This window comes from Desulfobacterales bacterium (assembly GCA_030066985.1).
Taxonomy (GTDB): domain Bacteria; phylum Desulfobacterota; class Desulfobacteria; order Desulfobacterales; family JAHEIW01; genus JAHEIW01.
This window is the reverse complement of record JASJAN010000013.1, coordinates 15,200-37,634: the sequence shown is the minus strand read 5'-3', so window position 1 is coordinate 37,634 and position 22,435 is coordinate 15,200. Positions and strand designations below refer to the sequence as shown.

Sequence of the window (22,435 nt, the reverse complement as noted above, 5' to 3'; positions counted from 1 at the left end):
GGGTGAAGAGGGCTCTGAGCAGCGCCCGAAGGTGACATTATGGTGAGGGTGAAAAGGGCGAGGATCTCAAGAAATTTGCTAATCGATCCTCGCCCGACACGACTGAAGAAGGTATGCAACTGAGGGTCACAAACGCATCATTCCATATTCCACATCCCCGGCGCCTACAATTTTTCCAGGTCACTGGGTTTTTCCCAGGCCAGCTTGAGCTGTTCGGCAAACTCCGGAAACAGCTTGAGCAATGGATGGTTTGGATCTTTGGGCAGCTCTTTGGTTTCATTAAAAACCGAGGTGGCTAAAAATGCATCAGCCGCCGCAACTGCTGATACGACCCGTGGTGCACCTGCCATGGGCCCGGTAAAAATTAAATCGTTGTAATAAAATGCCGAAAGGGCTTCCACAGCAGCATCAAAACCGGCCCAACCCTTAAATTCAAACATATCCTTAAACCGCTGCAATTCCATATAGGAACCGTTGCTGGGCGCACTGGCGGTCGCAAAACCCCATTTTTCCTTTATTAACTGATTCGAAATTCCGCACAACGCATTGGCGGGCGCATTGAGGGTTGTCGTGTCGACAATGATGCTTTCAAATTTAGCGTCGGCCTTTTCGATGGCATCGAGCAATTTTTGGGCGCCCTTAATCCTGCCATTGGGCGTCTGATCATCCTGATCAAAGGCAACCAGAAGGACGTGCTTGACGCCTATCTGGGCTAATTCCTTGACTTCCGTTTCTAAGTCTTCCTCCCAGACGGTAATGCTGTTGTAGAACATCCGATCCAGCAGCCCCTTCTCGGCACAATAGGCTGCGCCTTCCAGTTTGGCCGGCATCATAATGGCGTCCACGCAAAAAGGCATGTCGCTTACCGAGGAAACAAAATCCACATATTTTTTAAATTTTTCACCCGGGCTGGCGACAATGTCAGCCATAACGGGCACTCCCGTTTCCTTCCACAGTTTTTCGGCCCCTTTCAGCAATTCTTCTCCGCGCTTTTCATTAAAGCCTTTTCTGCGGCTGCCCTTGTCAAACAACTTATCGCTTTCCTGAAAAATGGAGAAGCAGCAGACTGTGGGGTATTCTCCCGGCTGACCGCCGACTTTCACTCCACCGACGTCATAAATCTCTGGCTCTTTTTTAAAACGTTGCATTGCCCACCTCCTTTGGTCTTTAAAAAAAAAATTCTGAAAACCACCCCGTAGGGCCCTGTTACGTTAAGCGAAATATGAACGCAACGCGTACTGGAATATACCCCGGGGGTCATCCTCCCCACTGAATTCAAAAAACCTTGTATTGTACGTCAATTATCTATTATCAAAACTTTTCCTTTTTTATATCGTCTAAAAGATGATTTTTAGAATGAATATAGATGATTTTATAAGCAAAAAAATCGAATGCATTGACATCGGTTATACGGTATGCGAAAAATTTTACCGGAAAATCGAGTGAGTTATTAATATTATGGAGGCAATAGCATGTCGGATATAATTTTTAGTTCATGGGGCGGAGAAATTGTTGAAAACCGCGGTGATGAAACGCAGGAACAGAAATCAATCAACGACCTGGATTTGCCCGAATATTTCAAGCAGGACGAAAAAATCAAAGCATTGATGGGCTGGAAAGGAATTGTCCTGCGTTCCCGTGAAGTGGATATCATTGATCTGTGCCGGGAGTATTTTGAGGCCGTTCTGGCGCATTCAAAAACCTGTGACAAATGCAACTACTGCAAAACGGGCTGGGAGGAGATGCTCGAGGTCTTTGAGGATATGGCCAACGGGGAAGCCACCGAAGAAGATCTTGAGTTTTTGCAGTCGGCTGCTGAAGCAATCGTCAGCAATGCAAAATGCAGCATCGGCAAATCCGGACCGGCGCCATTGTTTGATGCCCTCAAATATTTTGCCGATGATTTTTCGCAGGTCATCAGCGGCGAAAAACAGATGGCAAAGGGAGACTATTATTCAAAACTGACGGCCCCCTGTCTGGACGCCTGCCCGATTCATCTCGATATTCCCAAATACGTCGAGTTGATCAAAGATGCCAAATTTGCAGAATCCCTCACGGTCATTCGCGAACGTCTGCCCATAGCGGGCATCGTGGGGCGTGTCTGTTTCAGACCCTGTGAAAAGCATTGCCGCCGCGGGAATCTGGATGAACCCATTTCGATAAAAGCGCTCAAACGCTTTGTGGCGGATCATGAACTTTCCGAACAAAAGGAACCCGAATACGAAATCACACCCTCCGAAAAAACCGGGAAAGTGGCCATTGTGGGCGCCGGGCCCGCTGGAATTACCTGTGCCTTTCACCTGGCCCGCAAAGGACATCAGGTGACGATTTACGAGCGCCTCGATGAGCCCGGCGGCATGTCAGCTGTGGGGATCCCCGACTACCGTCTGCCCCGCAATATCCTGCAGGTTGAGGTGCTGCAAATTCAAAAAATGGGGGTCGTCATCAACTACGGTCAAACCATCGGAAATGATCTGACACTTTCAGAGCTTGATAATCAGTTTGATGCGGTATTTATCGGTATGGGCGCGCAGCACAGCACTCAAATGGGTATCGAGGGAGAAAGCGATGAATATCAGGGATTTATCCCAGGGCTTAGTTACCTGCGAGAAGTGAATGCCGGCCGCGATCCGTATCCACAAGGCAAAAAAGCCGTAGTGATCGGCGGCGGCAATGTTGCCATTGATTGTGTTCGCTGTTGCCTGCGAACCGACAATGAAGATATTCATCTGGTGTACCGACGGACCCGCAACGAGATGCCGGCCGATGAAGTCGAGATTCACGATGCCGAACAAGAACAGGTGCAATTTCACTTCCTGACTGCGCCGGTGCGGATTCTGGCTGAAGCGGGTAAAGTGGTCGGCCTCGAATGCATCAAAATGGAACTGGGAGAACCGGATGACAGCGGCAGACCACGACCGGTTCCGGTTGAAGGTTCGGAGTTTGTTTTCGATTGCGATACCATCATTTCGGCTATCGGGCAGCAGGTCGATCTTTCAATGCTTGCCGGAATGGACGATGTTGAAACAACAAAATGGAATACCATTGTCGTTGACGAGTACACCAAGCAGAGCAGCCGTCCAAAAATTTTCGTTGCCGGTGACTGTGAAACCGGACCGGATGCTTTGATTACCGCCTGTGCTGGTGGCCGCCGGGCAGCATACAGCATCGATCGATTTATTAATGGGCAGCCTCTCGATTACGATAACAATCACTATTTTGATAAGCTTTTCGAAACTGTAAAAGTCTATGACCCGGATGAAGAAATTCTTAAGGTTGAGAGCAAACCGGGATTCAAGCCAAATATGCTCCCACCGGACGAGCGAAAATCAACCTTTGATGAAATCGAGCAAGGCCTCTCGGCCCAAGAAGCCGTGGCCGAAGCCGAGCGATGTTTGCGGTGCTACCAGGTTGCAACCATCGCTGTCTAATGTTGTGTCCTATAATTAATTCACAAAGCCCAGATTGATTTTATCAATTTATTTCAACACTAAAGGTGTCAGGCTCTTGTTATCAGAGGACAGTGTTCAGATGACACCTAAACCGCCACCGGCGGAACTTATGAAGGATTGATATAGCGGAAAATGTCAATGAGCACACCGCTTAGCCCTCGGTCAGACGATAAAGCCGATATTCTACTTTTATCGGGCTTTTTAGGTGCCGGCAAAACCACCTTACTCAAAAGAATCCTTTCCTGGGAAGCTGACCTATCCGATACCGTTGTCATGGTCAATGAGTTTGGCGACGTCGGGATCGATGGCGCCTTGCTTAAAGATTCCGGTTCTGACGTGATCGAACTGACCAGCGGATGCATCTGCTGCACGCTTAGCGCCGATCTCCATCAGTCGCTGACGCGCATATGGACCCAATTCAAACCCCGCCGCATTATAGTAGAAGCCTCAGGCGTAGCGGACCCCAAATCGATCACAGCGGTTTTGCAGGACCCCCAGATCGGTCGATATATGGAGTTGAAAAAAATTATTACGGTGTTGGAAGCCGATATTTGGGCCGCGCGCGACGTATTCGGCCAACTTTTTTACAACCAGCTTGAAATGGCCCATTTAATCCTTTTAAATAAAATCGATTTAATGGCAGCCGAAAAAATTCCGCAGTTTCTGGAAGAAATCCATAAGGCCATACCCGACTCCCAGGTGGTGCCCACGATACACTGTGGAATCGATCCCGAAACCCTTTGGACTCAAGCGCAACCGAAAATGCCCGCATTAAAGCCGATTGATTTTTTCCAGCCGGCTTCGTTAAACGCCGAGTCCCATCTATATGATCCTCATGCGCCCAGCGAAGCGCACGACAGCCATGAGGCCAAGTCGGTTGACTTTGTAACCTTTTCTTTCCGGGATTCAAGAATCTTCGACGAGATCCGCTTTAAAAATTTTATCCGCCAATTACCTTGGGAGTTATTCCGGATTAAAGGCACGGTGCGTTTTGCCGATCGCTTGGAAATGCTCAATTTTGTCGGCGGTAAGAGCGAATGGTCCCCATGGGAAGGTGAAGTCGAAACCCGGCTGGCCTTTATCGGATGGAAAATCGATAAACAAAAAACCCTCAAAAACCTAAAACGCTGTTTGGTTGAAGCTTCCTAGTAATGACGATGGTTTCAGGTGTCAGGTGTCGGGTGTCAGGGAGCATAAGTCTAAAATTTGAATACAACGAAAACATTCGGCCGTTGTGGCTACTGATAGCAAGGGTACGACATTGGCCACCGAAGGCCTGACACCTGAACACTGAAACCTGAAACCTATTTAAAAAGCACCCCTGCCGCAGCCTTGCCCAGCATTTGCTCAAGCCTTTCCTCGGTTCCCTGCTGAACAATTTCCTTGATGACCGCAAATTTCCCGAGTACCGCTTTGCGGTAGCCCAGCGCCAAAGATGCGATCAAAAAACTAAAATCGGAATGATATTCAGCCTCAAATTTAGTTTGCAGGTCTGGTAGGGCCTGATCCAGTTGATAAATTTGCTGTAAAATATCCATGAGCTGACTATCGGACATCTTTTTTTCAGTTATGCAACGGACCTGATCACAATAGTTGATTTCAGAGACCACCCGCTGGGGTGGGACCTTCACCCCAAATCGCTGCCATTGCTGCAGCAATGCTTCACGTGAGCGACGATTTTCCATAGTACGCTTAACACCTATTTTTTGACTCCAGAGACCATAGGCACGGCATGCAAAACCGCGGTAAGGATAGATGCCGCAATGGCCATCGCTCAAAAATGAACATCCGGTGTGGCGCAGGGGTGTTGTCAAATAGAATTCAACGAATTTTCGCAGAATATCACGTCTGGCTGCTTCAGGCAGATCATTGATAACCGCCACCCACTGTATCGCCTCCAAGCCTGTTATTTGGGGTAGAAAAGTACAGCAGACACCAGGTTGATCGCAGCGACATTGGGTCTCAGGTAAACTGTCGTATAAATTCTGCAGATCTGCAAACAGGGGTTTCACTTCATTTATAGCAGCGTTTATTTCTTCGATCGTAATCATTTTCAACTATTTTTGATTATCAATACAGATCAGATGCTATCAATCATCTGAAGATAGTTTTATTTCAAATGAATATTAATTTTTAGTTTTTAACCCCACTTATTTCGCCTCGGTTATTTTTGAACTGATAGAAGCTATCTCAAAAATAGTAGATTACGCCCAAGGGCGCGACAAAAATCGATTCAAAAACGGAGCATACACGTTAGTATTCGAGTATTTTGAATCGGTTTTTAATCCGCCACGAATATTGGCGGACCATTGGGTGCTAGATGCATTTTTGAGATAGCTTCAACAGCATTTATATAGCCTAAGCAGCCTCTCGTCCATCACAAAATAAAACTTCATGAACGAGGATCCATCCCAGCGGGTTCTGACGCCGTGCACTGTATTCGCCAGGGCGATTGTGCTACGCAGGTGCGTAATCATAATCAGCTGTTTGCTGTCGGCCACGTCTTTGAGAAAAGCCTGCATCGACTTGTGGTTGGTATAGTCCAAAGAGGGCTCTACTTCATCCAGCAGAAAAAAGGGGCTTTCAAGTTGATGAAATATCGCCAGCTTCAGTGCCAGACTGGTAATTGATTTTTCACCGCCGGATAATTGATGTGCCCGGCGCAGGCGATTGCCAGGGAGGTTGACTTCGATCTCCAATCCCTTTTGCCCATCTTTTGAAATCACTTCCAGCCCAACGTCTCCAAGCGGAATCAGATAAGCCATATAGCGCTGAAATAAAGGACCAATAACATCTTGCAGGCAGCCAAGAATTTCGGCTTCGGATGGCAGATTCAGCATTTGCCGAATGTTGTCAAACCGCTGCCAGGGGTCCAGCTGCAGGATGTCATTAATTTGTTCCTGCCGGATGATGGTCGATAGACAGTGCTTCAGATGATAGGCATCTAATTTTTGCCGATAGGCATCGCGTTCATAGCGGGTTTTATTAATCCAGTAACGATCTTCCCCATTTTGGGTTCTTTCGCGGGCCAGTCGGATGCCGGAGGCGTCCTTATTGTCTCCCTCTTTAAGAAACAGCTCCACTCGAATTTTGGGTGCCGGCGGATAGTCCTTGCTACCGGCAAAAAACAACTCTTGCTGTTCATAACAGCGGATGCGGTCCAGATCATTTTCGCCCAGTGCCCAAACAATCGCATCCAGAATATTAGATTTTCCGACACCGTTATTTCCGATAATAACACCGATGCCGGGCTGAAAGCTCATGTTGGTTTCTTCGGAAAAGGATTTAAAGCCTTCAATGTTCACATCTTCTAAATAGATATTATTCATTTTGATTCTTGTCCTTATACCGTCTGCGAATTTCATCGATGAGCTCTTCCTGCATGGGGATAAGGGATTCATAAACCAGTTCGCCATCCAAAGCAACGCTGGGCAGGGACTTGGCCTTCAGTTCCCGAAAGCGCTGCACCCCTTCACGGGTGCGCAAATCCCATTCATGCACTTCGATGATGTCTTGGATGTCTTGTGGTAAAACCTTTACCGATTCCGCCATATAGACGCAGGCCGCTCATTGGCGAAAATCGGTCAATAGCACATCCACCAGCACGGGTTGTGTCAAATCATCCTCCTTGGATTTCAGCCTGCATGATCTTAAATTCGATCAATTCATCAGAAACTTCCAGCAAACCCCAGGATAGGCCCTTTGCGTCCATAGCCGGCCCGAGACTGATGAAGTCTTTGCCGGCAATATGCCAATGTCCCCAGCGTTTGAGCTGGCTAAAAATAATAATATCGGCTTGAAATTGGGGTACCATCGCCTCCAGTGCCGGAAAAACGGTTTCATCCTGCATGAAATCGGTCAATCCACACACCATGTTCATTTCCAGGGCAAAGGGTTCAAAGTCAGAATAATCGGGTAGTCCTTGAATGTAATCGCCGAAAAAGACAATCCCTTTTTTTTGCTTCATTTGAAAGCGCAGCACCTGAGGCAACCGCAGCAGCCAATCCCTTTGCTTTTGTTCGAGTGGCGGCATGTTCTTTTGTTCTTGAACCTGGGCATAGCGCCAGTCGTTTTCCCCCTGGATCGCTATCATTTTGTGTCGACGTATTTTCTGAATTAATGCTTTGTTTTGATCAGAATTCCCGGTCAAGTTACCAACGCAATAAAGTGTCTCTATTCTGTTGGCTTGGGTGTGATCAATAAATTTCTGTAAAATAACGGGATTGCCATCTGTAGCACTGATCAGGCCGATCCGATCCCTGTCGGCAGGATCTATATGTACTCGAAAAGATTCGGCGGGGTTCAGGTTGCCGTTTTTAGCGGCAGTTAGGGCAGTGGCTAGTTGATCGGGGCAGGATGTTCCATTGCGACAGTCAATTCCGATCAAGTATTCCAAGGCTTCTGCCAATGGTTTTCCTTCTAAAAGACGTGCCACCAGCTGAGCGTTGCCCGGGCAGCCACCCCCCACAAAACGAATTTCCTCAAGATGGTCGTTGTTAAGCTTAAAATGAATCTCAGGTGGGCAAACACCCTGAGTTGGATAGATAAAACGTTTTGTTCTGGTTTTCTCAGGCATATCGGACACCATACAAGCTGGGGGTTTCGCCCCAATTGGAATGGGTGCTAAATGATCGGTTTGATTTTTTTACACGACACCCAGTAAGATGGAAATCGTCTAATAGTTGATTTTTTTACAGAAAAAAGATAGTTTTAGCAAGAGACAAAGCATGGGGGGATACACAGAGGGATCTCATAAATTGATACATAACGAAGCGAATCTGAGTCAATCGATTTTAGAAAGCAGGCAGGTCTTAGCCGAATCCCAGGTCTTGTGGAGGATGCTGAGCGTGCCCTTGCACACTTCGGTACGCAAATCGAACAAATCATTAAAGGCCTCTGAATTTTGTTTCATCTCTTCGAGGGACATAATGGGTGTCGAAATCAAAAGCGATCGTTCATAGTGTTTGAATATCCTTTTGGCCATTTCAGGGCTCAGATTGCCAAACTCCTGTTCAAACATGCGCTTCCAATGGGTAGTCCAGCCTGGTATCATAAAAAATGTCCCCGCTACCTGGCATTGTTCCTCATAATAGCGTTCACGCCCGCCAATCAGCAGACCAATACAATCGTCAACCGGATGATCTTCATCCATGGGAATAAAGATCGGAACACCGGCATCCGACAGCAGCTCATCAGGTTTTTCCAAAGCATTGCCGCACAGGCCGTATCCCAGCATCAGGGCGTCCACGTGGGCACCAAATGCAAGCGCTGCTTCAATTAAGCCCTGCTGGAGGGTGTCTTTGCGATTGTGCAAAGCCAGTTCCAGCACGCCGACCAGGACTTCAAGCTGATGGTTGCCGGCAGCTTTAAACTGGTCCAGACTGCTGATCCGTTCTAAGCGGTCGCCGATTTGGGATTCCAAGGACGCGATCAAATGCTGGGAGCGCAGATCATCCAAAATACTAATCCGGCCCACGTCGCTGTCTTTGCCAAGCAGATCGGCAAATTCCAGCTCCAGAATTTCACAGGTCAGAATCCCTAAAATGCCCATACCCGGGTATCCCCTGATAATAGTATCTGTTTAAATTAATATTCGATCCCTTTTTGGGCCTGGATGCCCCGATCATAATGATGCTTGATGGGGTGCATTTCGGTCACCAGGTCGGCCATCTCCAATAGCGCCTGCGGGGCATTACCACCAGTAAGAATTAAATGAAGTTCCGGATACTTCAGTGTGATGGCTTTTTTGACCGCAGTTAGGTTGAGAATATGAAAATTAATGGCAGTAATAATTTCATCCAGTATGATCAAATCAAATACACGACTTTCGATAGCTTCGCGGAATGCCCACAGGCCTTGATAAGCCAGATAGATGTCAATGAGTTCGCAGGCCCGGCTCTTAAAAAACACACCTCGGCCAAACTGCTTTAATTCAATCGGCAAATTGATAGACCTTAAAGCCTTTAATTCACCCAGGTCTTTTCGCCCTTTCATAAACTGCAAAATCAACACATTCATCCCATGTCCTGCCGCGCGAAAGGCGGCTCCAAATGCCGCGGTGGTTTTTCCTTTTCCGTTGCCCGTATGAATTAAAATTAATCCTTTACGTTGCATGTAGATGCCCTCTATTTACCGCTCCGATCCGTACCGATGATGTCAGCTTGACGATCGACCGATTTTGAGGATGACCACTGCAGATTTGTGATGGGAAATCAATTCGCCACAGTGCTTTTACCGCCACCGGTATATCACGGCCGTCCCGGATCGGAAAGCGATTATTTATATTTAATAAAAGGGAAGATGGTAGGATTTTAGCCGGTATGCAGGATTCCGTTAACCCCTGAATTAAAAGAATACCTCAGTAAAAACATAAGAGCCCGTATATAGTTCATCGACCAGCAAAGTGACTTCACGGATCATTTCACGTTCTCCGCACAGATAAAAATCATATGTTTTGTGTGGCAGATTCGCTTTGATGCAGTCGGCTACATGACCCTGAAACATTCCCTCGGGTTTCGGTCTCGCGTTTTCAGGCGATGGCAAACACGGAAAATAGGTTGATTGAATTTCTTCAAAAAAAGATTGATAGTAAAGTTCATCAGCGATTCTGGCTTCATGAAACAGGGTAAAGTTCTTAATGCCGGACCGCGCGAGAGACACAAACGGGGCAATCCCGGTGCCGGTGGCAACAAAGATGGGCTTGCGCGGAGAGGGTTTAAAGGTGAAATATCCGTGCGGACCGGTAAATTCAAATCGGGCGCCTATCTCGGCATTGGCAAGAATCGGAGAAAATTGGCCTTGCGGCACATGAAAGACGCAAAGGGCCAAATGGGGGTCTTGCGGTGTGGAAAGCAAAGAATAATATCTTTCGATTGATTGGTGGATAAAACAGATGGTGTGACCGGCTTCAAACTCAAATGATTCCGGTCGGCTCAGTTCGATTTCAAAAACATTCTTTGATAACCAACGACGGTTTAACAATTCGGTGGACAGAACCGGATTGGCATTTTGTGGCGATGCTGTTTCGATTTCTTTACCCATGGCGCATATCTCCTAAATGGCGGAAATTGAAACAAATGCGATTGAACAGATCGCTTCTTGCATTTTATATGCATCCCTCGTTTAAGTGTCAAGTGTTATGGTATGGATACTGAACCGTTTGCTTTGCATAATAAGATCAGGAATGGTAAGGATGCGCTTGCTGATAGCCATGGACGATGTTATTTTGGTTTTAGAAGCTAGCACCAGACGAGTTTACCCATGATGTCGTATCCTGCATTAAAAAAATCGTATAAAGGGCTGTACCCATTTAGACTGGGAACGACGTCGTATATATATCCGGCTGATTATATCCCAAATATCAAAATGCTGGGGCCCTATCTGGATGAGATCGAGCTGCTCTTATTTGAAAGTTTGCCACCGCAATCACTGCCCACCAAGGCCGTCATCGATGAACTCTGCCAAATTGGCGGAGAACACGATCTGCGTTATAATATTCATCTGCCAATCGATGTATCCATCAGTCATTCAGACCCTAAAAAACAACAACAGGCTGTCGATACCCTATTGGCAGTTATAAATCTTGTCAGACCTCTTTCTCCCACGACCTGCACGCTGCATATTCCATATTATCAAAATTCATATATCAGAAATCATCTAAATAAATGGCAGAAAAGAGTGCAGCGGAATCTGATCAAGATACTAGAAAGCGGAGCGCAACCGGAATTAATCGCAATTGAAACTCTGGATTATCCATTTAATTTGCTTGAACCCATCATTGAGAATTTAAATTTAAGCGTTTGCCTGGATCTCGGGCATCTCATGGCTGGTGCGTATGATATGAAAACCGTATTTAATGCCTATGGTCACAATACGGTAATCATCCATCTTCACGCTTTTGCCAAAAACCGCGACCACATGGCCTTGAACCATTTATCCCCGAAACATGCTCAAACGATATTCTGGATATTAAATAATTTCCAAAAAACAGTATCCATAGAGGTATTTTCGTTCGAAGACCTGCAGGCCTCTCTGGATTATTTAGATCAATTTTGCCATATTGACAACAGGCAGTAGCGTTGGGGCAAGGAATGCCGATTCCATTTTAGATCCTTTGGCTGGTTGTGTGTTATATGATTATTTGATATTAGATCTAAATCTATTTTGAATTAAATTTTACTTAAGAGGAATCCGGCATGCATGATTTCCAAACCATTTCTCAAAACTTGATTAACAGTTTATCGCTGCAATATGAGCCTGTCGGTGTCAATCTGTATAATGAAACAGGCACCCTACCCGCAGATCTGACCTTCACCCAAAAGGAGTACAAAAGCTATTGCCATGCCCTGGTGGCCGCCGGTGAGGGTGAAGTCTTGCTTCTCAAAAAGGAACAGATGGGCTGTAAATTAGGGACCTCCGTTTTGGGTATGGAAGAAGACATGGAGGCCTACCTGGATGACGGCGTTCTGGAAAAATACGGTGTGGGTCTTTTTGAGACCGAGGAAGCATCGGCTGAAACCATTTTAAAATCATCGTATCTGGAAAAGGGTAAAACCAAAACGGCCCTAATAGCGCCCCTGTCATATCTTAAACAAGCGCCACAAGTAGCGGTTTTTACTGCCAACAGCGAACAAGTGATGTGGCTGCTTTACGCATTGAACTATGAAAAAGGCGGACACATGAACCTGCCTCAATCCGGGGGCGCTTTGGGCGGCTGCGCCGATATCACAGCCATGCCTCTTTTGGAAGGGGTGGCGAACATAACGTTTTTGGGATTGGGGTGCAGACTAAAATCTTCCGTGGACCCCTGCGACTTGATGTTGGGCGCACCCGGGGATCAGCTGGAAATGATTCATAATCATGTTCTGGATATGGCCAAACCGATCGCCATGCTTAAAAAACAAGGCGCCAGTTCTTGAAAATAAGCCGGGACAATCAATCGTGGACAAATTTTGGATCATCGGCGGCGGTAAATTTGGCTTTAGAGCGGCCCAAGAACTCCGCAAAATTGATTCCACCCATCAAATAACAATCGTCGATAAACAAAAAGCCGTTTGTAGGCAGTCGGACCGCTTGGGATTTGAGACTGTTTGTACAGACGGCGTAAAATACCTTGAATACCATTTGACGCGCACCCATTCTCCGGACTGGATTGTCCCGGCCATCCCTTTGCATGTGGCCTATGAATGGATCAGGGCCAAAATGTCCGCAAGGTTCATAATAGAAGATGATAGCGTACCATATGTCATCGTCAGCGAATTGCCAAATCCCATCCAGGGCGTAACCGGGCAATTTTTTATCAGCATCGCCGATTTTAAATGCCCAGCTGGCTGCCTTGAGCCACAAAAAATTTGCACCTATACCAACAAACGGCGCCCTATGATCTTGCATGAATTTTTGAAATCCATTCAACTCAAAGATTTCACATCCATCGTCATCCAAAGCCATCAGTTGGCGCCCGGTGTGGGGGGGTACACACCCCGCACTTTATTTAAGACGCTGGATAGGATTCAAACCACCCAAAAACCGGTATTGCTGAGTACCGCTTGTAGCTGTCACGGCATTATTCAAACATTCAAGCACCGGCCAAAATGATTAGAAGTGGTTTCAAAATACCCTTGGGATTCATCTTGCGGCCTTTTTCTAAAAGCTGCAAACAAACCGAAAAGGGGTTTTGAAACAGATTCTAATTATGAGTTTGAAACCTGCCCATGCGGGAATGATGATTCAATCAGCAGCCCAATGGTGAAAACGTTTCGTCCCCTCAACTATTTGGGACCGCTTAGAAATTTTCTCGGTACCAATGTAATTCGGGGGGATTTGTCAAGGGGGCTTTCATCGACCAGAAGCCGGCAGCTGTAGGCCGCTTCCAGATTCTGAAAAGTTAGAACCTCTCGGGGTGATCCAAGGCTGAGAATTTGGCCATCTTTAAGCAAGAGGAGTTGATCGGCATACATCGCCGCGATGTTGATATCATGGGAGACCATAATGACTGTTACCTGTTTTTCGGTTTTGAGCCTTTCCATTAAATCCATAGTTCGCACCTGATGGGCCAGATCCAAAGACGCGGTGGGTTCATCCAAAAGCATGATCTGGGGCTCCTGGCAAATCGCCCGGGCAATAAAAACACGTTGCTGTTCGCCGCCGCTTAACTGGTCAAGGCGACGATCCGCCAGATGCTCCACTTCGGTAAATGCCATCGCCTGCGTTGCAACCGCAAAATCCTTTTTATTTTCAATTCCCAAAGCCCCTTGATGGGGCGCGCGGCCCATCAATACAGACTCTGCTACAGTGAACGGAAAATCCAACGGCAATTGTTGCGGAACCATCGCAATGGTCCTGGCCAACGATTTCTGTTTGTAATCTGTGACGTGACGACCAAAAATTTGAATATGGCCCTTCTGGAGTTTGAGCAGGCCAGCAAAAATTTTCAATAGGGTGGTTTTGCCGGACCCATTTGGACCAATGATGATGAAGAAATCACCTTCGGCAACAGAAAAGGAAAGATTCCTGATGACCGTCCGGTTGGCAAAGGCATAGCTGACATTTATGGTGTTGATTGCAGAACTCATCTGTTTGATTTTTTCAAGAGTAAAATAAACAAAGGTGCACCAATGATGGCCGTAACCACGCCGGCGGGCATCTCACCTTGAGGCGTAAATACTCGCGCTATCATATCACAAATAACCAAATAGGCACCGCCGCCCAGAATGCAGGCCGGAACCAATATACGGTGGTCGGCACCCAATAGCCGCCTGAACAAATGTGGAATGACCAGCCCCACGAATCCCACCAGCCCGCAATAGCTAACCGTCGCACTCACCATAAAAGAAGATACCACCAGCAATATAAGCGTAACGATTTTGATGTTGACACCCATGGTTTGAGCCATTTCCTTGCCCATTAACAGCAGGTTCATTTTATGGGAAAACCAGAATAATAAAACAAAACAGGGTGCCAGCATAAGGGCCAAAAGTCCTGCCTGTGGAATGTCGGCCGAAGACAGATCACCCATGAGCCAAAAGATGATATTGTGCAGGCGGGCATCCTGGGTGACTGAAATCAAAAACATTATCACTGCCGAACAAAACGCGTTGACCATCACACCGGATAAAAGCAGGGATTCCTTTTTTACCATTGTTTGACCGGTGATTAAAAAAAGAATCAGGGCCAGCGTTCCGCTACTACCTAAGAAGGCGGCCAAGCCAACGCCCGGAAAACGCGACAGACCCATCAGGATACCGATGATCGCCCCAATCGCTGCGCCGCCGGAGACACCCAGGATAAAGGGTTCGGCTAACGGATTTCTCAGCAAGGCCTGAAAAACAAGTCCTCCTAAAGAAAGTGTCGCACCCACCATAGCCGCTAAAAGCACCCTGGGCAATCGAATCTTCAATATAATGGCAGCAAGGGTGGCATCCACCTCTCCTTTGCCTACCAACAGTTGATATAACGGCTCCCATCCGCTGCCGGCCGGCCCGATCGCAACCCCGACCCACATGACAAGTGCAAGGCCGAAAAACAAAATGGCTGAAATTCCAAGAACATGTCTAATCAAAAATGGGGCTTTGGATTTCACTCGTCTTTCCTAAATAGTTCGGGATGAATCAATTTGGCCAGGACTTCAAGTGCCTCAACCAGCCGCGGTGAAGGACGATCAAAAAGGTTTGAATCCACCAGATGGATGCGTCGGTTATGGACAGCCGGCATATTCGGCCATTGATTCCAGTCTGCTTTCACTTTTTCAAAGAGCACATCACGGGCCATGGAGGAGATAATGAAAACATCGGGAGATAGCGCCAATACCTGTTCCCGGCTGAAACGAGGGTAGGCAATGTCTCCGGCCGCAACATTTATACCACCAGCAAGCGAAATCAGCTCATTGATGAATGAATCATTCCCAACAGATACGATCGGCGAAATCCCAATTTGGAAAAAAACCCGTGGTTGAAATCGTGCGGTTTTGATGACTGATTTAATCATCTCAATCCTTGAGCGCATACTATCAGCCAACGATTTGGCTTTTTCAGTTGCTTCCAAAAGGGTGCCGATGTCAAGAATCGTTAACATCACTGTGTCTAAGTTGCGGGGATCAACCGCATAGACCGGAATATTTAGTGATCGAAGCCGGTCGATCACGCTTTTGGGATTTCCGTCTTTGGTGGCAATGCAAAGGTCCGGATTTAACGCCACAATCCGTTCAAGATTCGGTTGGGTATAAGAACCAACTTTAGGAAGCATTGATGCGGCGTGCGGATAATCACTGAAGCGACTGACGCCTTTTAGGCGTTTTTCCTGGCCGACAGCAAAAATAATTTCAGTGATGCTGGGTGCCAATGAGATAACGCGCTGGGGCGTCTGCGGCAACGTAACCCGATATCCCAGTTGATCGGTTAGGACCTTTGCAATTGCTTGAGAGGTCATCCCCTGGAGAATTAATATACCGGCTACTGTCACAAGCCAGATTATTTGGCGAATGTTCAGTTGCACAATCATAAGCAGAATTTCAGAAATTATTGCTACAGGGAGCAGAGTTCACATAATACCATTTTGGATCCAAATTTAAAATGGATTTGAAAAGTAGATGGGCATGCAACCGATACTCCAATACATACGGTCAATTAGTTCGCAAAAGAATTTGTTTATAAACTTACTTTTGACCTTCAGGGTAATGAAGCCGATTCAGATATTAGAGAAATTTACCCGTCAGGGGTCGCAAGGTTCGATGATATTTGAGGCCTGTTTTAATTTGACTTTATTTTTCGATCGACAAAATCTAATATCAAATCGGCGCATTCCTGTGGTTTTTCCATTGGCGGGAAGTGGCCTGAATGGGGTATGGTTTGCAGTTCAATGTCAGCGATACTGGTCTTTAGACGATTGGCCGCATCTTCATAAAAAACATCTGATGATTCTCCACGAATCGCCAGCACGGGGCAATTGATTTTGCTGGCATAACGCCAGACATTTTGCGGGATGGATTCAAAAATCTGGGCTTCAAGTTCCGGGTCACATTGCAGAATCGCGGTTTTTTCATCTTTTTCAAGAAGCCCGCACTCCAAATAGGCGTGTACAAATTCTTTTGACCAATTTTTAAAAATACCCCGGCCAGCGGCAAAGAGCCTCAATGCTTCCTGTTTGCCCTTAAAGAGCCTTCGTCGTCGTCGTGCCATTTTTGCCAAAGGGATAATCCCTCTGAGTCCCAGCAATTTAACAATCGCCAGCAACCACAGCAGTCGCCGCGGCAAAATAACCGGGTCGATCAAAATAATTCCATCAAAAAGGTGCGGATATTTTGCGGCGGCGATATAGGTCGTGACGGCGCCCAGCGAATGGCCGATGCCAATAACCGGCGCAGTCATCTTTTCCTCGATCAGAATTCTTAAATCCTCGGCAAAGATGTCCCAGTGACGAATACGTTCGACCCTGGGTTGATCAGATCCCCCGTGGCCGCGCACATCACTGGCCAGAATGTGAAGATCGTCGACAAGGTATTGAATGAAGGGGGTATAAGTACCCGCACAAAAACCGTTTCCGTGCAAAAAATGAGCTTGTAGACCGTCACCCCCCCAGTCCAGGTAGTGAATGCGCCCGTCGTGTAAATTTAAAAAGTGCTCGGTGGGTTCGGGAAATAGGTCGGTTTCAGCAAAGGCTTTGGTTTCCACGTCTGAATTCATGTTGCCACTTTTTTAATGCGACTCAGCAAATCACTTCAGCTTGAGAGTCCATTCTAGCTCTTAAAAATCAAAATAATCCATCAGGTTATTGGCATGAAACCCGGGATGGCACTTTCGAAAACGCTTCCGGTGGCATTCCATTGACAACAGCGGCATATTCGTTAATGATGCTTGAGGCAACATTTTTCCAGCCGAATTGACAAACCGATTGGCGCAGGCGGGAGGTCGAAAATCCCTGGGTGCGCTGCTGCTCGAAAACCTTGGCGATACGGTTTGCAAGCGAGTCTGGCTCGTTATTATCGACCAGAAATCCGATCTGGTTATTTTGCAAGACAGCACTCATTGCCCCTACCCGAGTTGATACCACCGGTGTGCCACAGGCCAGGGATTCGAGTCCTACCAATCCAAAGCTTTCGTAGTAGGAGGGAATCACCACAACATCAGCGGCGCTGTAATACAGCGGCAGCTGTTTTTGCTCTATGCGGCCCAGGAATGTGACCGATTGCTGAATACCCAACTCGTTTATCAAATGTTGTAAATGATGGAATTCTTCGGTTTGCGGTCCATCACCGCCGATGATCAGCAGTTGTACGCGTTGACGGCGCCGCAGGTGAACAATCGCTTTTAGCAAGCGTTCAATGCCTTTGATCGGATCAAAGCGACCAACGTATAAAGCAATCGGTGTGTCTTCATCTAAGTCCAGCAATTGACGTGCGGTTTTTTTATCCTGGGGCTGAAAAAGATCGAGATTGACACCGCAGGGAATCACAGCGATTTTTTCGTCAGCCGCATGATAATATTTCATCAGGTTCTGTTTTTCCATTGCGGTGGGTGCCAAGATCCGCTGGCAGGACTGCACCAATTTTCGTTCGGTGGCCAGGCGCAAATCCGGTTCCTGCTCAGCCAGTCCGACAATGTTTTTGACAACGCCCAGGGTATGGAACATAACGATATGGGGTATGTGCCAACGCTCCTGCACCCAACTGCCCAGTCGCCCGGACAGCCAGTAATGGCTGTGAACCAAATCGTAACGAAGATTTTGCTGGCTTTTGAATTTTTCAAGCGCCCGCAAAAAATCAGCCAGGTAATAGTAAAGCTTAAGTTTTTTTACCTGGCCATTGTTGCCCGCACTCAGGTGAATTAAACGTACATTTTCGTAAAGATCGACAAGGTGGTCATGCCGGGTGCCATTCAACCGGGTATAAATGTCCACCTTATGACCACGACGACCCAACTCACGAGCTAATTCCCGAATATAAACACTCATCCCGCCGGTGTTTTTGGTTCCCAATTCACCGATCGGGCTCGAATGAATGCTGAACATTGCCAGCTGCAACGGGTCTGTTTTCAAATCTAACCCCTTCCTTGAATCTGCTGTTCCGAAGCTAAAAACCGGAAAGCTGGATTATTCGAAATGAACCCGGCAGCGATAAAGCGGGATCTGTCTGCCCCCCAGTCGATGTTTATAAACTTCAGTTCCTTTGAGGAAATCATATTTTTTTTTGCCCTGCTGTATGCTTTCTTTTATCGTCAATAGTTTGCTGAGCAACCCCACGCTTAAAGAATAATACCTTTGATCATAACCATTATTATACAAATGAAAAGTGCCATCATAGTCAAAGATCATGGCGGCTGCAGTGACGGCATCATCGAGCGTCAGAAAGAAAAGCTTGAGAATTTGTTCGGCTGTCATTTCAGATGCCAGCAATTGAAAAAAAGACGCCATTTGTTCGGTCATAAAATGTGCTTTATCTGCTCGATTGCGTTTAAAAAGCGTTAAAAAGGTATCCATTTCCCTTTTTACGCCTGAAACATCATCGACGGCATCTAAGTACACCCGTCCGCTCTCTTCAAGCCGTCTAAGCTTACGTCTGACTTCGTGCCGCTGCTTGCCGGTTAGTTGCTGTAAATAGGCGTCCCAGGAGGATGGCAGTTCCAACATCATGGTGGCATCCACCATCTGGCAAGCTATCGAATTGTGTTGACCGGCGGCCGGGGCTGACAGGTGGCGATAGAACGTTGAATCTGCGCGCACGGCCTCCAGATCCAGCTGACGGATGCCCTGCTGTCTGAGATGATCAAAAAGGGCGTTGAAAAACACCGTTTCTTTGCCGGGCACAACGACAACATCCAGAAAGTCGCATACATCCGTATCCCCCATAAGGTAGCCCGTTTCGCCGCGGACCATCAAAGGTGCAATTCCGATCAATTCTCCACGGCTGCGGATCGAGCACAAGTAGGATGTCTGGCCTTCGCCAAAGGTCTGCCACCAGGCTTTTAACCACCCCGGCAATACAAACATACAATCCCATTTCAGACGGTTGGTGGGGTCATGCCAGAGCTCAGTGAGAGACTCAATCGACTCTTGATTTATGGTGTATGTTTTGTTTGCTGCCATCAACATTTGGGGTAATTTTTAAACATTAGGTTACGGGTGTCGCTATCGGGTTTAGTCATCCGGTTCCAGGGTTCAAGGTTCAGCGTTCCGCGGTTCTGGAGTTTGAGGCTCAAACTGCCGCCGCTGGGACTCCTGCCGCTGGTGGTCTGAGACTCGAAGACGCAACGTGCACCCCTAAACCCTGAACCTTTGAACCTTTGAACCCTGAACCTTTATGCTACAGCTTTACCGTTTTCCCTGTTTGGGCCGCCTGTGCCAGAGCATCAAGCACCCGCATATTTTCAATGCTGTCTGCTGTCGAAAAAATCAGTTCGGTTTGTCCCATGGCGGCATCGGCAAAGTGCTCAACCATCAGCTGATATTCATCAGCCCCGGGGATTGTGTGTTTTTCACCCGCCTCTTGATCGCTGGTCCGTAGATAGAAAACCGCCTCATTTTCCCAGGGCACAAAGGCATTGTGGGGCAATTCGATGGCACCATCCGGGCCGACGATACAGTATGTTTGCTGTAACGCTGTAATAAAACTGGCCTCAAAACAAGCTAGGCGATGATCCCCGAAATCCAGGGTGCCGACCACATGCACATCGACGCCGCCTTGATGATATTTGGCCTGGGCCTGAACCTGCGAGGGTTCGGCACCCATAAACCAGCGCGCCACACTGACACTGTAACAGCCAACATCCAGCAAAGCACCGCCCCCCATTTCCGGTCTCAAACGGACGTTTGGCGGATCGCCCCATTCCGTGTCGGACATCCGGAAACAAAAGGCGGATCTGACCAACCGCGGTAGGCCGATTGCGCCTTCCACCACCAGCTGTTTGATTCGCTGACTGCGCGGATGAAAGCGATACATAAAGGCTTCCATCAGCAGCCGCCCGCTGCGTTTGGCAACTGCGACCATCTCGCTGGCTTCCTTGGCATTGCAGGCCAGGGGCTTTTCACACAAAACATGTTTGCCGGCCTCAAGCGCCTTTATCGTCCAAGGGTGGTGAAGGTGGTTGGGCAGCGGAATATATACAAGATCCACTTGCGGGTCAACCAGCAGGGCTTCATAATCGTCGTAGACCTGATCGATTTGATGCTCAGCTGCCAGAGGGGCCGCCTCTGCCGGCAAACGTGTGGCCAGTGCGTAAATTTCACCATTGCATGATTTGCCGATAGCCGGAATCACACACTTGCGGGCAATGTTGGCATTGCCCATTATGCCCCATTTAACCGCTTCAGTCATGCAGTGTCTCCAGACTTCCGCCATTGGCGGCCGATCTGGCTGCAGCCTCAAGGATGGCCACCACCTTTACAGAATGCGCCAGCGGAGCTGCAATGGGTTCGCCGAGCAGCAGGTGATCGGCAATGTTTTGGTGGAAAAGAAAATGCTGGCGCTCGGGCACCGCCAGATTCTGGGCGATTATCTGGCCCGAGGAATGGCGCCGGTGTAAAATTAAATCCGGCGGCATTTCAGTGGCCGGTATATCAAGCTGTTCAAAATAAACCAGGGGATCAGGCGTATATTCAACCACATCTTTCCAGTGACCGCTGATCGCGCCCTGAGTTCCCAGCAAGTACCATTTGGGTTTGCGCACAGCAGCAATATCTGAATGCATAAACTCCGCTTCCTGACCGCCTGCAAAGCGGAGCAGAATACGTTCCTGATCCGCATTGGTTACGTCGTGCCAGACACGTTTGTGACGATGACACATCACCGATTGGACGCGCTCTGGCATCAGACTGACGATCCAATCCAGATAGTGCGCTCCCCAGTCGTATGTCAGTCCGCCGGAGATCTTATCATGGGAATGCCAATACCCGCAGGGATGATGATAACCGCCCACAAAGGTTTCTATGAAATACAGCTCCCCGATCAATTCTTCTCTCAATGCCTGTTTGATCGCCAGATAATCGACATCCCAGCGTCGGTTTTGATGACAGCTTAAATGGACGCCTTGTTTTTCTGCCATGTCAATCATGGCATCGGTTTCTCGTTGTGATATTGCCAGAGGTTTTTCACAAACCACATGTTTGCCGGCCGCCATCATCTGGATGGCAAGCTCCGCATGGGTACTGGGAGGGGTGGCAATAATCACCAAATCAATGTCATTATCCGCTGCAAATTCATCAGTGCTTGTATACGTCTGTAATTGTGTAAAATCCTGCCGAGCCTGGTCTAACCGCTCAAGATTTAGATCGCAGGCCGCCCGCAAATCCAATCCACTGGTTACCTTGGCGCCCTGGCCATGGATTTGACCCACCGACGGGGCGTAACCCAACAAACCGATTCCTAAAGTTTGACCGTTATGACGTCTCCCCGCCAAGTCGCGAATGAGGCGATAGAGGATTTGCTGAAAGACCGGGTTGCGGTAGTCCTGCAGGGAGGTACAGGCAACTTTGCCTTTCCCGGCAGTGCGTGCAACCAGCATCGCATGGTGCGCGTAATGCCAGTCGGCGTATAAAATCATCTCCGTATCATCTGCAGACGGTCTTAATGGCTGGTAGACACCCTGGAGGTATACCGCATCAGGAAGACGTTGAGCCAGCACATGGTTCGGGTCATCGAATAATATCCGCAATTCAGCGACCGGCCCTATTTTATCGGGTCGGACGCCAAAAATCTCAGGCAGCGGCTCAGTGGACCGGTGCACCAGCCCCAGCCATCCACCGCCGGCATTCACGTATTGCTCAAGCGGGTGGTTATTTTGATTGTGCTCTGAGCTTTGAGCTGTAATGACCACATCAAAGGGACTCAGGTCGGCCGGGATGTCGGAGCTGATATTCAGAGACACATGCGGCATGGATTGCAAATATTCTAAAAAGGAAGCCAGATCGGTCTTTTCTTGTCTGACAATCGCTAATACAGATAATGAAGGATGTTTAAACATAATCGCCAATCTATGCTTTTGTAATGGTAAATATTT

21 protein-coding genes are annotated in these 22,435 nt (G+C 47.8%); 5 read left to right on the top strand and 16 right to left on the bottom strand.

The window, feature by feature from the left end:
* Positions 1 to 164: 164 nt before the first annotated feature.
* Positions 165 to 1,148, bottom strand: a complete 984-nt coding sequence (locus tag QNJ26_08115) for a hypothetical protein (GenBank protein MDJ0985495.1) — start codon at positions 1,146 to 1,148, stop codon at positions 165 to 167.
* Between the two features lie 324 nt (positions 1,149 to 1,472).
* On the opposite strand from QNJ26_08115, the gene QNJ26_08110 reads away from it, so the two are divergent.
* Both QNJ26_08110 and QNJ26_08105 read left to right on the top strand, forming a co-directional pair.
* Positions 1,473 to 3,431 (top strand): FAD-dependent oxidoreductase, encoded by a 1,959-nt coding sequence (locus QNJ26_08110; protein ID MDJ0985494.1) that lies wholly within the window; start codon positions 1,473 to 1,475, stop codon positions 3,429 to 3,431.
* Between the two features lie 159 nt (positions 3,432 to 3,590).
* Positions 3,591 to 4,601, top strand: a complete 1,011-nt coding sequence (locus QNJ26_08105) for a GTP-binding protein (GenBank protein MDJ0985493.1) — start codon at positions 3,591 to 3,593, stop codon at positions 4,599 to 4,601.
* Between the two features lie 155 nt (positions 4,602 to 4,756).
* On the opposite strand, the gene QNJ26_08100 is transcribed toward QNJ26_08105, so the two are convergent.
* The 7 genes from QNJ26_08100 to QNJ26_08070 all read right to left on the bottom strand — a co-directional run bounded on the left by QNJ26_08100 (position 4,757) and on the right by QNJ26_08070 (position 10,493).
* Positions 4,757 to 5,335, bottom strand: a complete 579-nt coding sequence (locus QNJ26_08100; protein ID MDJ0985492.1) for a hypothetical protein — start codon at positions 5,333 to 5,335, stop codon at positions 4,757 to 4,759.
* Positions 5,336 to 5,791: 456 nt separating this feature from the next.
* Positions 5,792 to 6,781: an AAA family ATPase gene (locus QNJ26_08095; GenBank protein ID MDJ0985491.1), complete on the bottom strand. Its 990-nt coding sequence runs from the start codon at positions 6,779 to 6,781 to the stop codon at positions 5,792 to 5,794.
* A complete protein-coding gene (locus tag QNJ26_08090; protein ID MDJ0985490.1) occupies positions 6,774 to 7,004 on the bottom strand; it encodes a hypothetical protein in 231 nt (76 codons plus the stop codon). Before QNJ26_08090 ends, QNJ26_08095 begins: the two co-directional genes overlap by 8 nt.
* 67 nt (positions 7,005 to 7,071) lie before the next feature.
* Positions 7,072 to 8,028: a TIGR03905 family TSCPD domain-containing protein gene (locus QNJ26_08085; protein MDJ0985489.1), complete on the bottom strand. Its 957-nt coding sequence runs from the start codon at positions 8,026 to 8,028 to the stop codon at positions 7,072 to 7,074.
* Between the two features lie 207 nt (positions 8,029 to 8,235).
* Positions 8,236 to 9,003: a DUF1638 domain-containing protein gene (locus QNJ26_08080; protein MDJ0985488.1), complete on the bottom strand. Its 768-nt coding sequence runs from the start codon at positions 9,001 to 9,003 to the stop codon at positions 8,236 to 8,238.
* A gap of 35 nt (positions 9,004 to 9,038) precedes the next feature.
* Positions 9,039 to 9,566 carry a cob(I)yrinic acid a,c-diamide adenosyltransferase gene (cobO, locus tag QNJ26_08075; protein ID MDJ0985487.1) on the bottom strand — a complete coding sequence of 176 codons (528 nt, stop codon included), beginning with the start codon at positions 9,564 to 9,566 and terminating at the stop codon, positions 9,039 to 9,041.
* A gap of 231 nt (positions 9,567 to 9,797) precedes the next feature.
* Entirely contained in the window at positions 9,798 to 10,493 is a 696-nt protein-coding gene (locus QNJ26_08070; GenBank protein ID MDJ0985486.1) for an FAD-binding oxidoreductase, read from the bottom strand.
* 219 nt (positions 10,494 to 10,712) lie between these two features.
* On the opposite strand from QNJ26_08070, the gene cbiR reads away from it, so the two are divergent.
* The 3 genes from cbiR (at position 10,713) to QNJ26_08055 (ending at position 13,046) form a co-directional block, all read left to right on the top strand.
* Positions 10,713 to 11,528: a cobamide remodeling phosphodiesterase CbiR gene (gene cbiR, locus QNJ26_08065; protein MDJ0985485.1), complete on the top strand. Its 816-nt coding sequence runs from the start codon at positions 10,713 to 10,715 to the stop codon at positions 11,526 to 11,528.
* Between the two features lie 119 nt (positions 11,529 to 11,647).
* Entirely contained in the window at positions 11,648 to 12,370 is a 723-nt protein-coding gene (locus QNJ26_08060; protein ID MDJ0985484.1) for a DUF169 domain-containing protein, read from the top strand.
* Between the two features lie 22 nt (positions 12,371 to 12,392).
* A complete protein-coding gene (locus tag QNJ26_08055; protein MDJ0985483.1) occupies positions 12,393 to 13,046 on the top strand; it encodes an NAD-binding protein in 654 nt (217 codons plus the stop codon).
* Positions 13,047 to 13,219: 173 nt separating this feature from the next.
* On the opposite strand, the gene QNJ26_08050 is transcribed toward QNJ26_08055, so the two are convergent.
* The 8 genes from QNJ26_08050 to QNJ26_08015 form a co-directional block, all read right to left on the bottom strand.
* Positions 13,220 to 14,023 carry a heme ABC transporter ATP-binding protein gene (locus QNJ26_08050; protein MDJ0985482.1) on the bottom strand — a complete coding sequence of 268 codons (804 nt, stop codon included), beginning with the start codon at positions 14,021 to 14,023 and terminating at the stop codon, positions 13,220 to 13,222.
* Positions 14,020 to 15,030, bottom strand: coding sequence for an iron ABC transporter permease (locus tag QNJ26_08045; GenBank protein MDJ0985481.1), 1,011 nt, complete (start codon positions 15,028 to 15,030; stop codon positions 14,020 to 14,022). The genes QNJ26_08050 and QNJ26_08045 overlap by 4 nt, the downstream gene beginning before the upstream one ends.
* The gene (locus QNJ26_08040) at positions 15,027 to 15,947 is read right to left on the bottom strand and encodes a cobalamin-binding protein (GenBank protein ID MDJ0985480.1); all 921 of its coding nucleotides are present in this window, start codon (positions 15,945 to 15,947) and stop codon (positions 15,027 to 15,029) included. Before QNJ26_08040 ends, QNJ26_08045 begins: the two co-directional genes overlap by 4 nt.
* A gap of 248 nt (positions 15,948 to 16,195) precedes the next feature.
* Positions 16,196 to 17,128: an alpha/beta hydrolase gene (locus QNJ26_08035; protein MDJ0985479.1), complete on the bottom strand. Its 933-nt coding sequence runs from the start codon at positions 17,126 to 17,128 to the stop codon at positions 16,196 to 16,198.
* An 85-nt stretch (positions 17,129 to 17,213) separates the two neighbouring features.
* Complete coding sequence (locus QNJ26_08030) at positions 17,214 to 18,479, bottom strand: glycosyltransferase (GenBank protein MDJ0985478.1); 1,266 nt, start codon at positions 18,477 to 18,479, stop codon at positions 17,214 to 17,216.
* A gap of 54 nt (positions 18,480 to 18,533) precedes the next feature.
* Entirely contained in the window at positions 18,534 to 19,526 is a 993-nt protein-coding gene (locus tag QNJ26_08025) for a GNAT family N-acetyltransferase (protein ID MDJ0985477.1), read from the bottom strand.
* A gap of 217 nt (positions 19,527 to 19,743) precedes the next feature.
* Positions 19,744 to 20,754, bottom strand: coding sequence for a Gfo/Idh/MocA family oxidoreductase (locus QNJ26_08020; protein ID MDJ0985476.1), 1,011 nt, complete (start codon positions 20,752 to 20,754; stop codon positions 19,744 to 19,746).
* Positions 20,747 to 22,399, bottom strand: coding sequence for a Gfo/Idh/MocA family oxidoreductase (locus QNJ26_08015; protein MDJ0985475.1), 1,653 nt, complete (start codon positions 22,397 to 22,399; stop codon positions 20,747 to 20,749). The genes QNJ26_08020 and QNJ26_08015 overlap by 8 nt, the downstream gene beginning before the upstream one ends.
* Between the last annotated feature and the right edge of the window lie 36 nt (positions 22,400 to 22,435).

Coding starts and splice junctions, on each gene's coding strand:
- QNJ26_08115 (MDJ0985495.1), bottom strand. CDS start 1,148: ATGCAACGTTTTAAAAAAGAGCCAGAGATTTATGACGTCGGTGGAGTG.
- QNJ26_08110 (MDJ0985494.1), top strand. CDS start 1,473: ATGTCGGATATAATTTTTAGTTCATGGGGCGGAGAAATTGTTGAAAAC.
- QNJ26_08105 (MDJ0985493.1), top strand. CDS start 3,591: ATGAGCACACCGCTTAGCCCTCGGTCAGACGATAAAGCCGATATTCTA.
- QNJ26_08095 (MDJ0985491.1), bottom strand. CDS start 6,781: ATGAATAATATCTATTTAGAAGATGTGAACATTGAAGGCTTTAAATCC.
- QNJ26_08090 (MDJ0985490.1), bottom strand. CDS start 7,004: ATGGCGGAATCGGTAAAGGTTTTACCACAAGACATCCAAGACATCATC.
- QNJ26_08085 (MDJ0985489.1), bottom strand. CDS start 8,028: ATGCCTGAGAAAACCAGAACAAAACGTTTTATCTATCCAACTCAGGGT.
- QNJ26_08080 (MDJ0985488.1), bottom strand. CDS start 9,003: ATGGGCATTTTAGGGATTCTGACCTGTGAAATTCTGGAGCTGGAATTT.
- cobO (MDJ0985487.1), bottom strand. CDS start 9,566: ATGCAACGTAAAGGATTAATTTTAATTCATACGGGCAACGGAAAAGGA.
- QNJ26_08070 (MDJ0985486.1), bottom strand. CDS start 10,493: ATGGGTAAAGAAATCGAAACAGCATCGCCACAAAATGCCAATCCGGTT.
- cbiR (MDJ0985485.1), top strand. CDS start 10,713: ATGATGTCGTATCCTGCATTAAAAAAATCGTATAAAGGGCTGTACCCA.
- QNJ26_08060 (MDJ0985484.1), top strand. CDS start 11,648: ATGCATGATTTCCAAACCATTTCTCAAAACTTGATTAACAGTTTATCG.
- QNJ26_08050 (MDJ0985482.1), bottom strand. CDS start 14,023: ATGAGTTCTGCAATCAACACCATAAATGTCAGCTATGCCTTTGCCAAC.
- QNJ26_08040 (MDJ0985480.1), bottom strand. CDS start 15,947: ATGATTGTGCAACTGAACATTCGCCAAATAATCTGGCTTGTGACAGTA.
- QNJ26_08035 (MDJ0985479.1), bottom strand. CDS start 17,128: ATGAATTCAGACGTGGAAACCAAAGCCTTTGCTGAAACCGACCTATTT.
- QNJ26_08025 (MDJ0985477.1), bottom strand. CDS start 19,526: ATGGCAGCAAACAAAACATACACCATAAATCAAGAGTCGATTGAGTCT.
- QNJ26_08020 (MDJ0985476.1), bottom strand. CDS start 20,754: ATGACTGAAGCGGTTAAATGGGGCATAATGGGCAATGCCAACATTGCC.
- QNJ26_08015 (MDJ0985475.1), bottom strand. CDS start 22,399: ATGTTTAAACATCCTTCATTATCTGTATTAGCGATTGTCAGACAAGAA.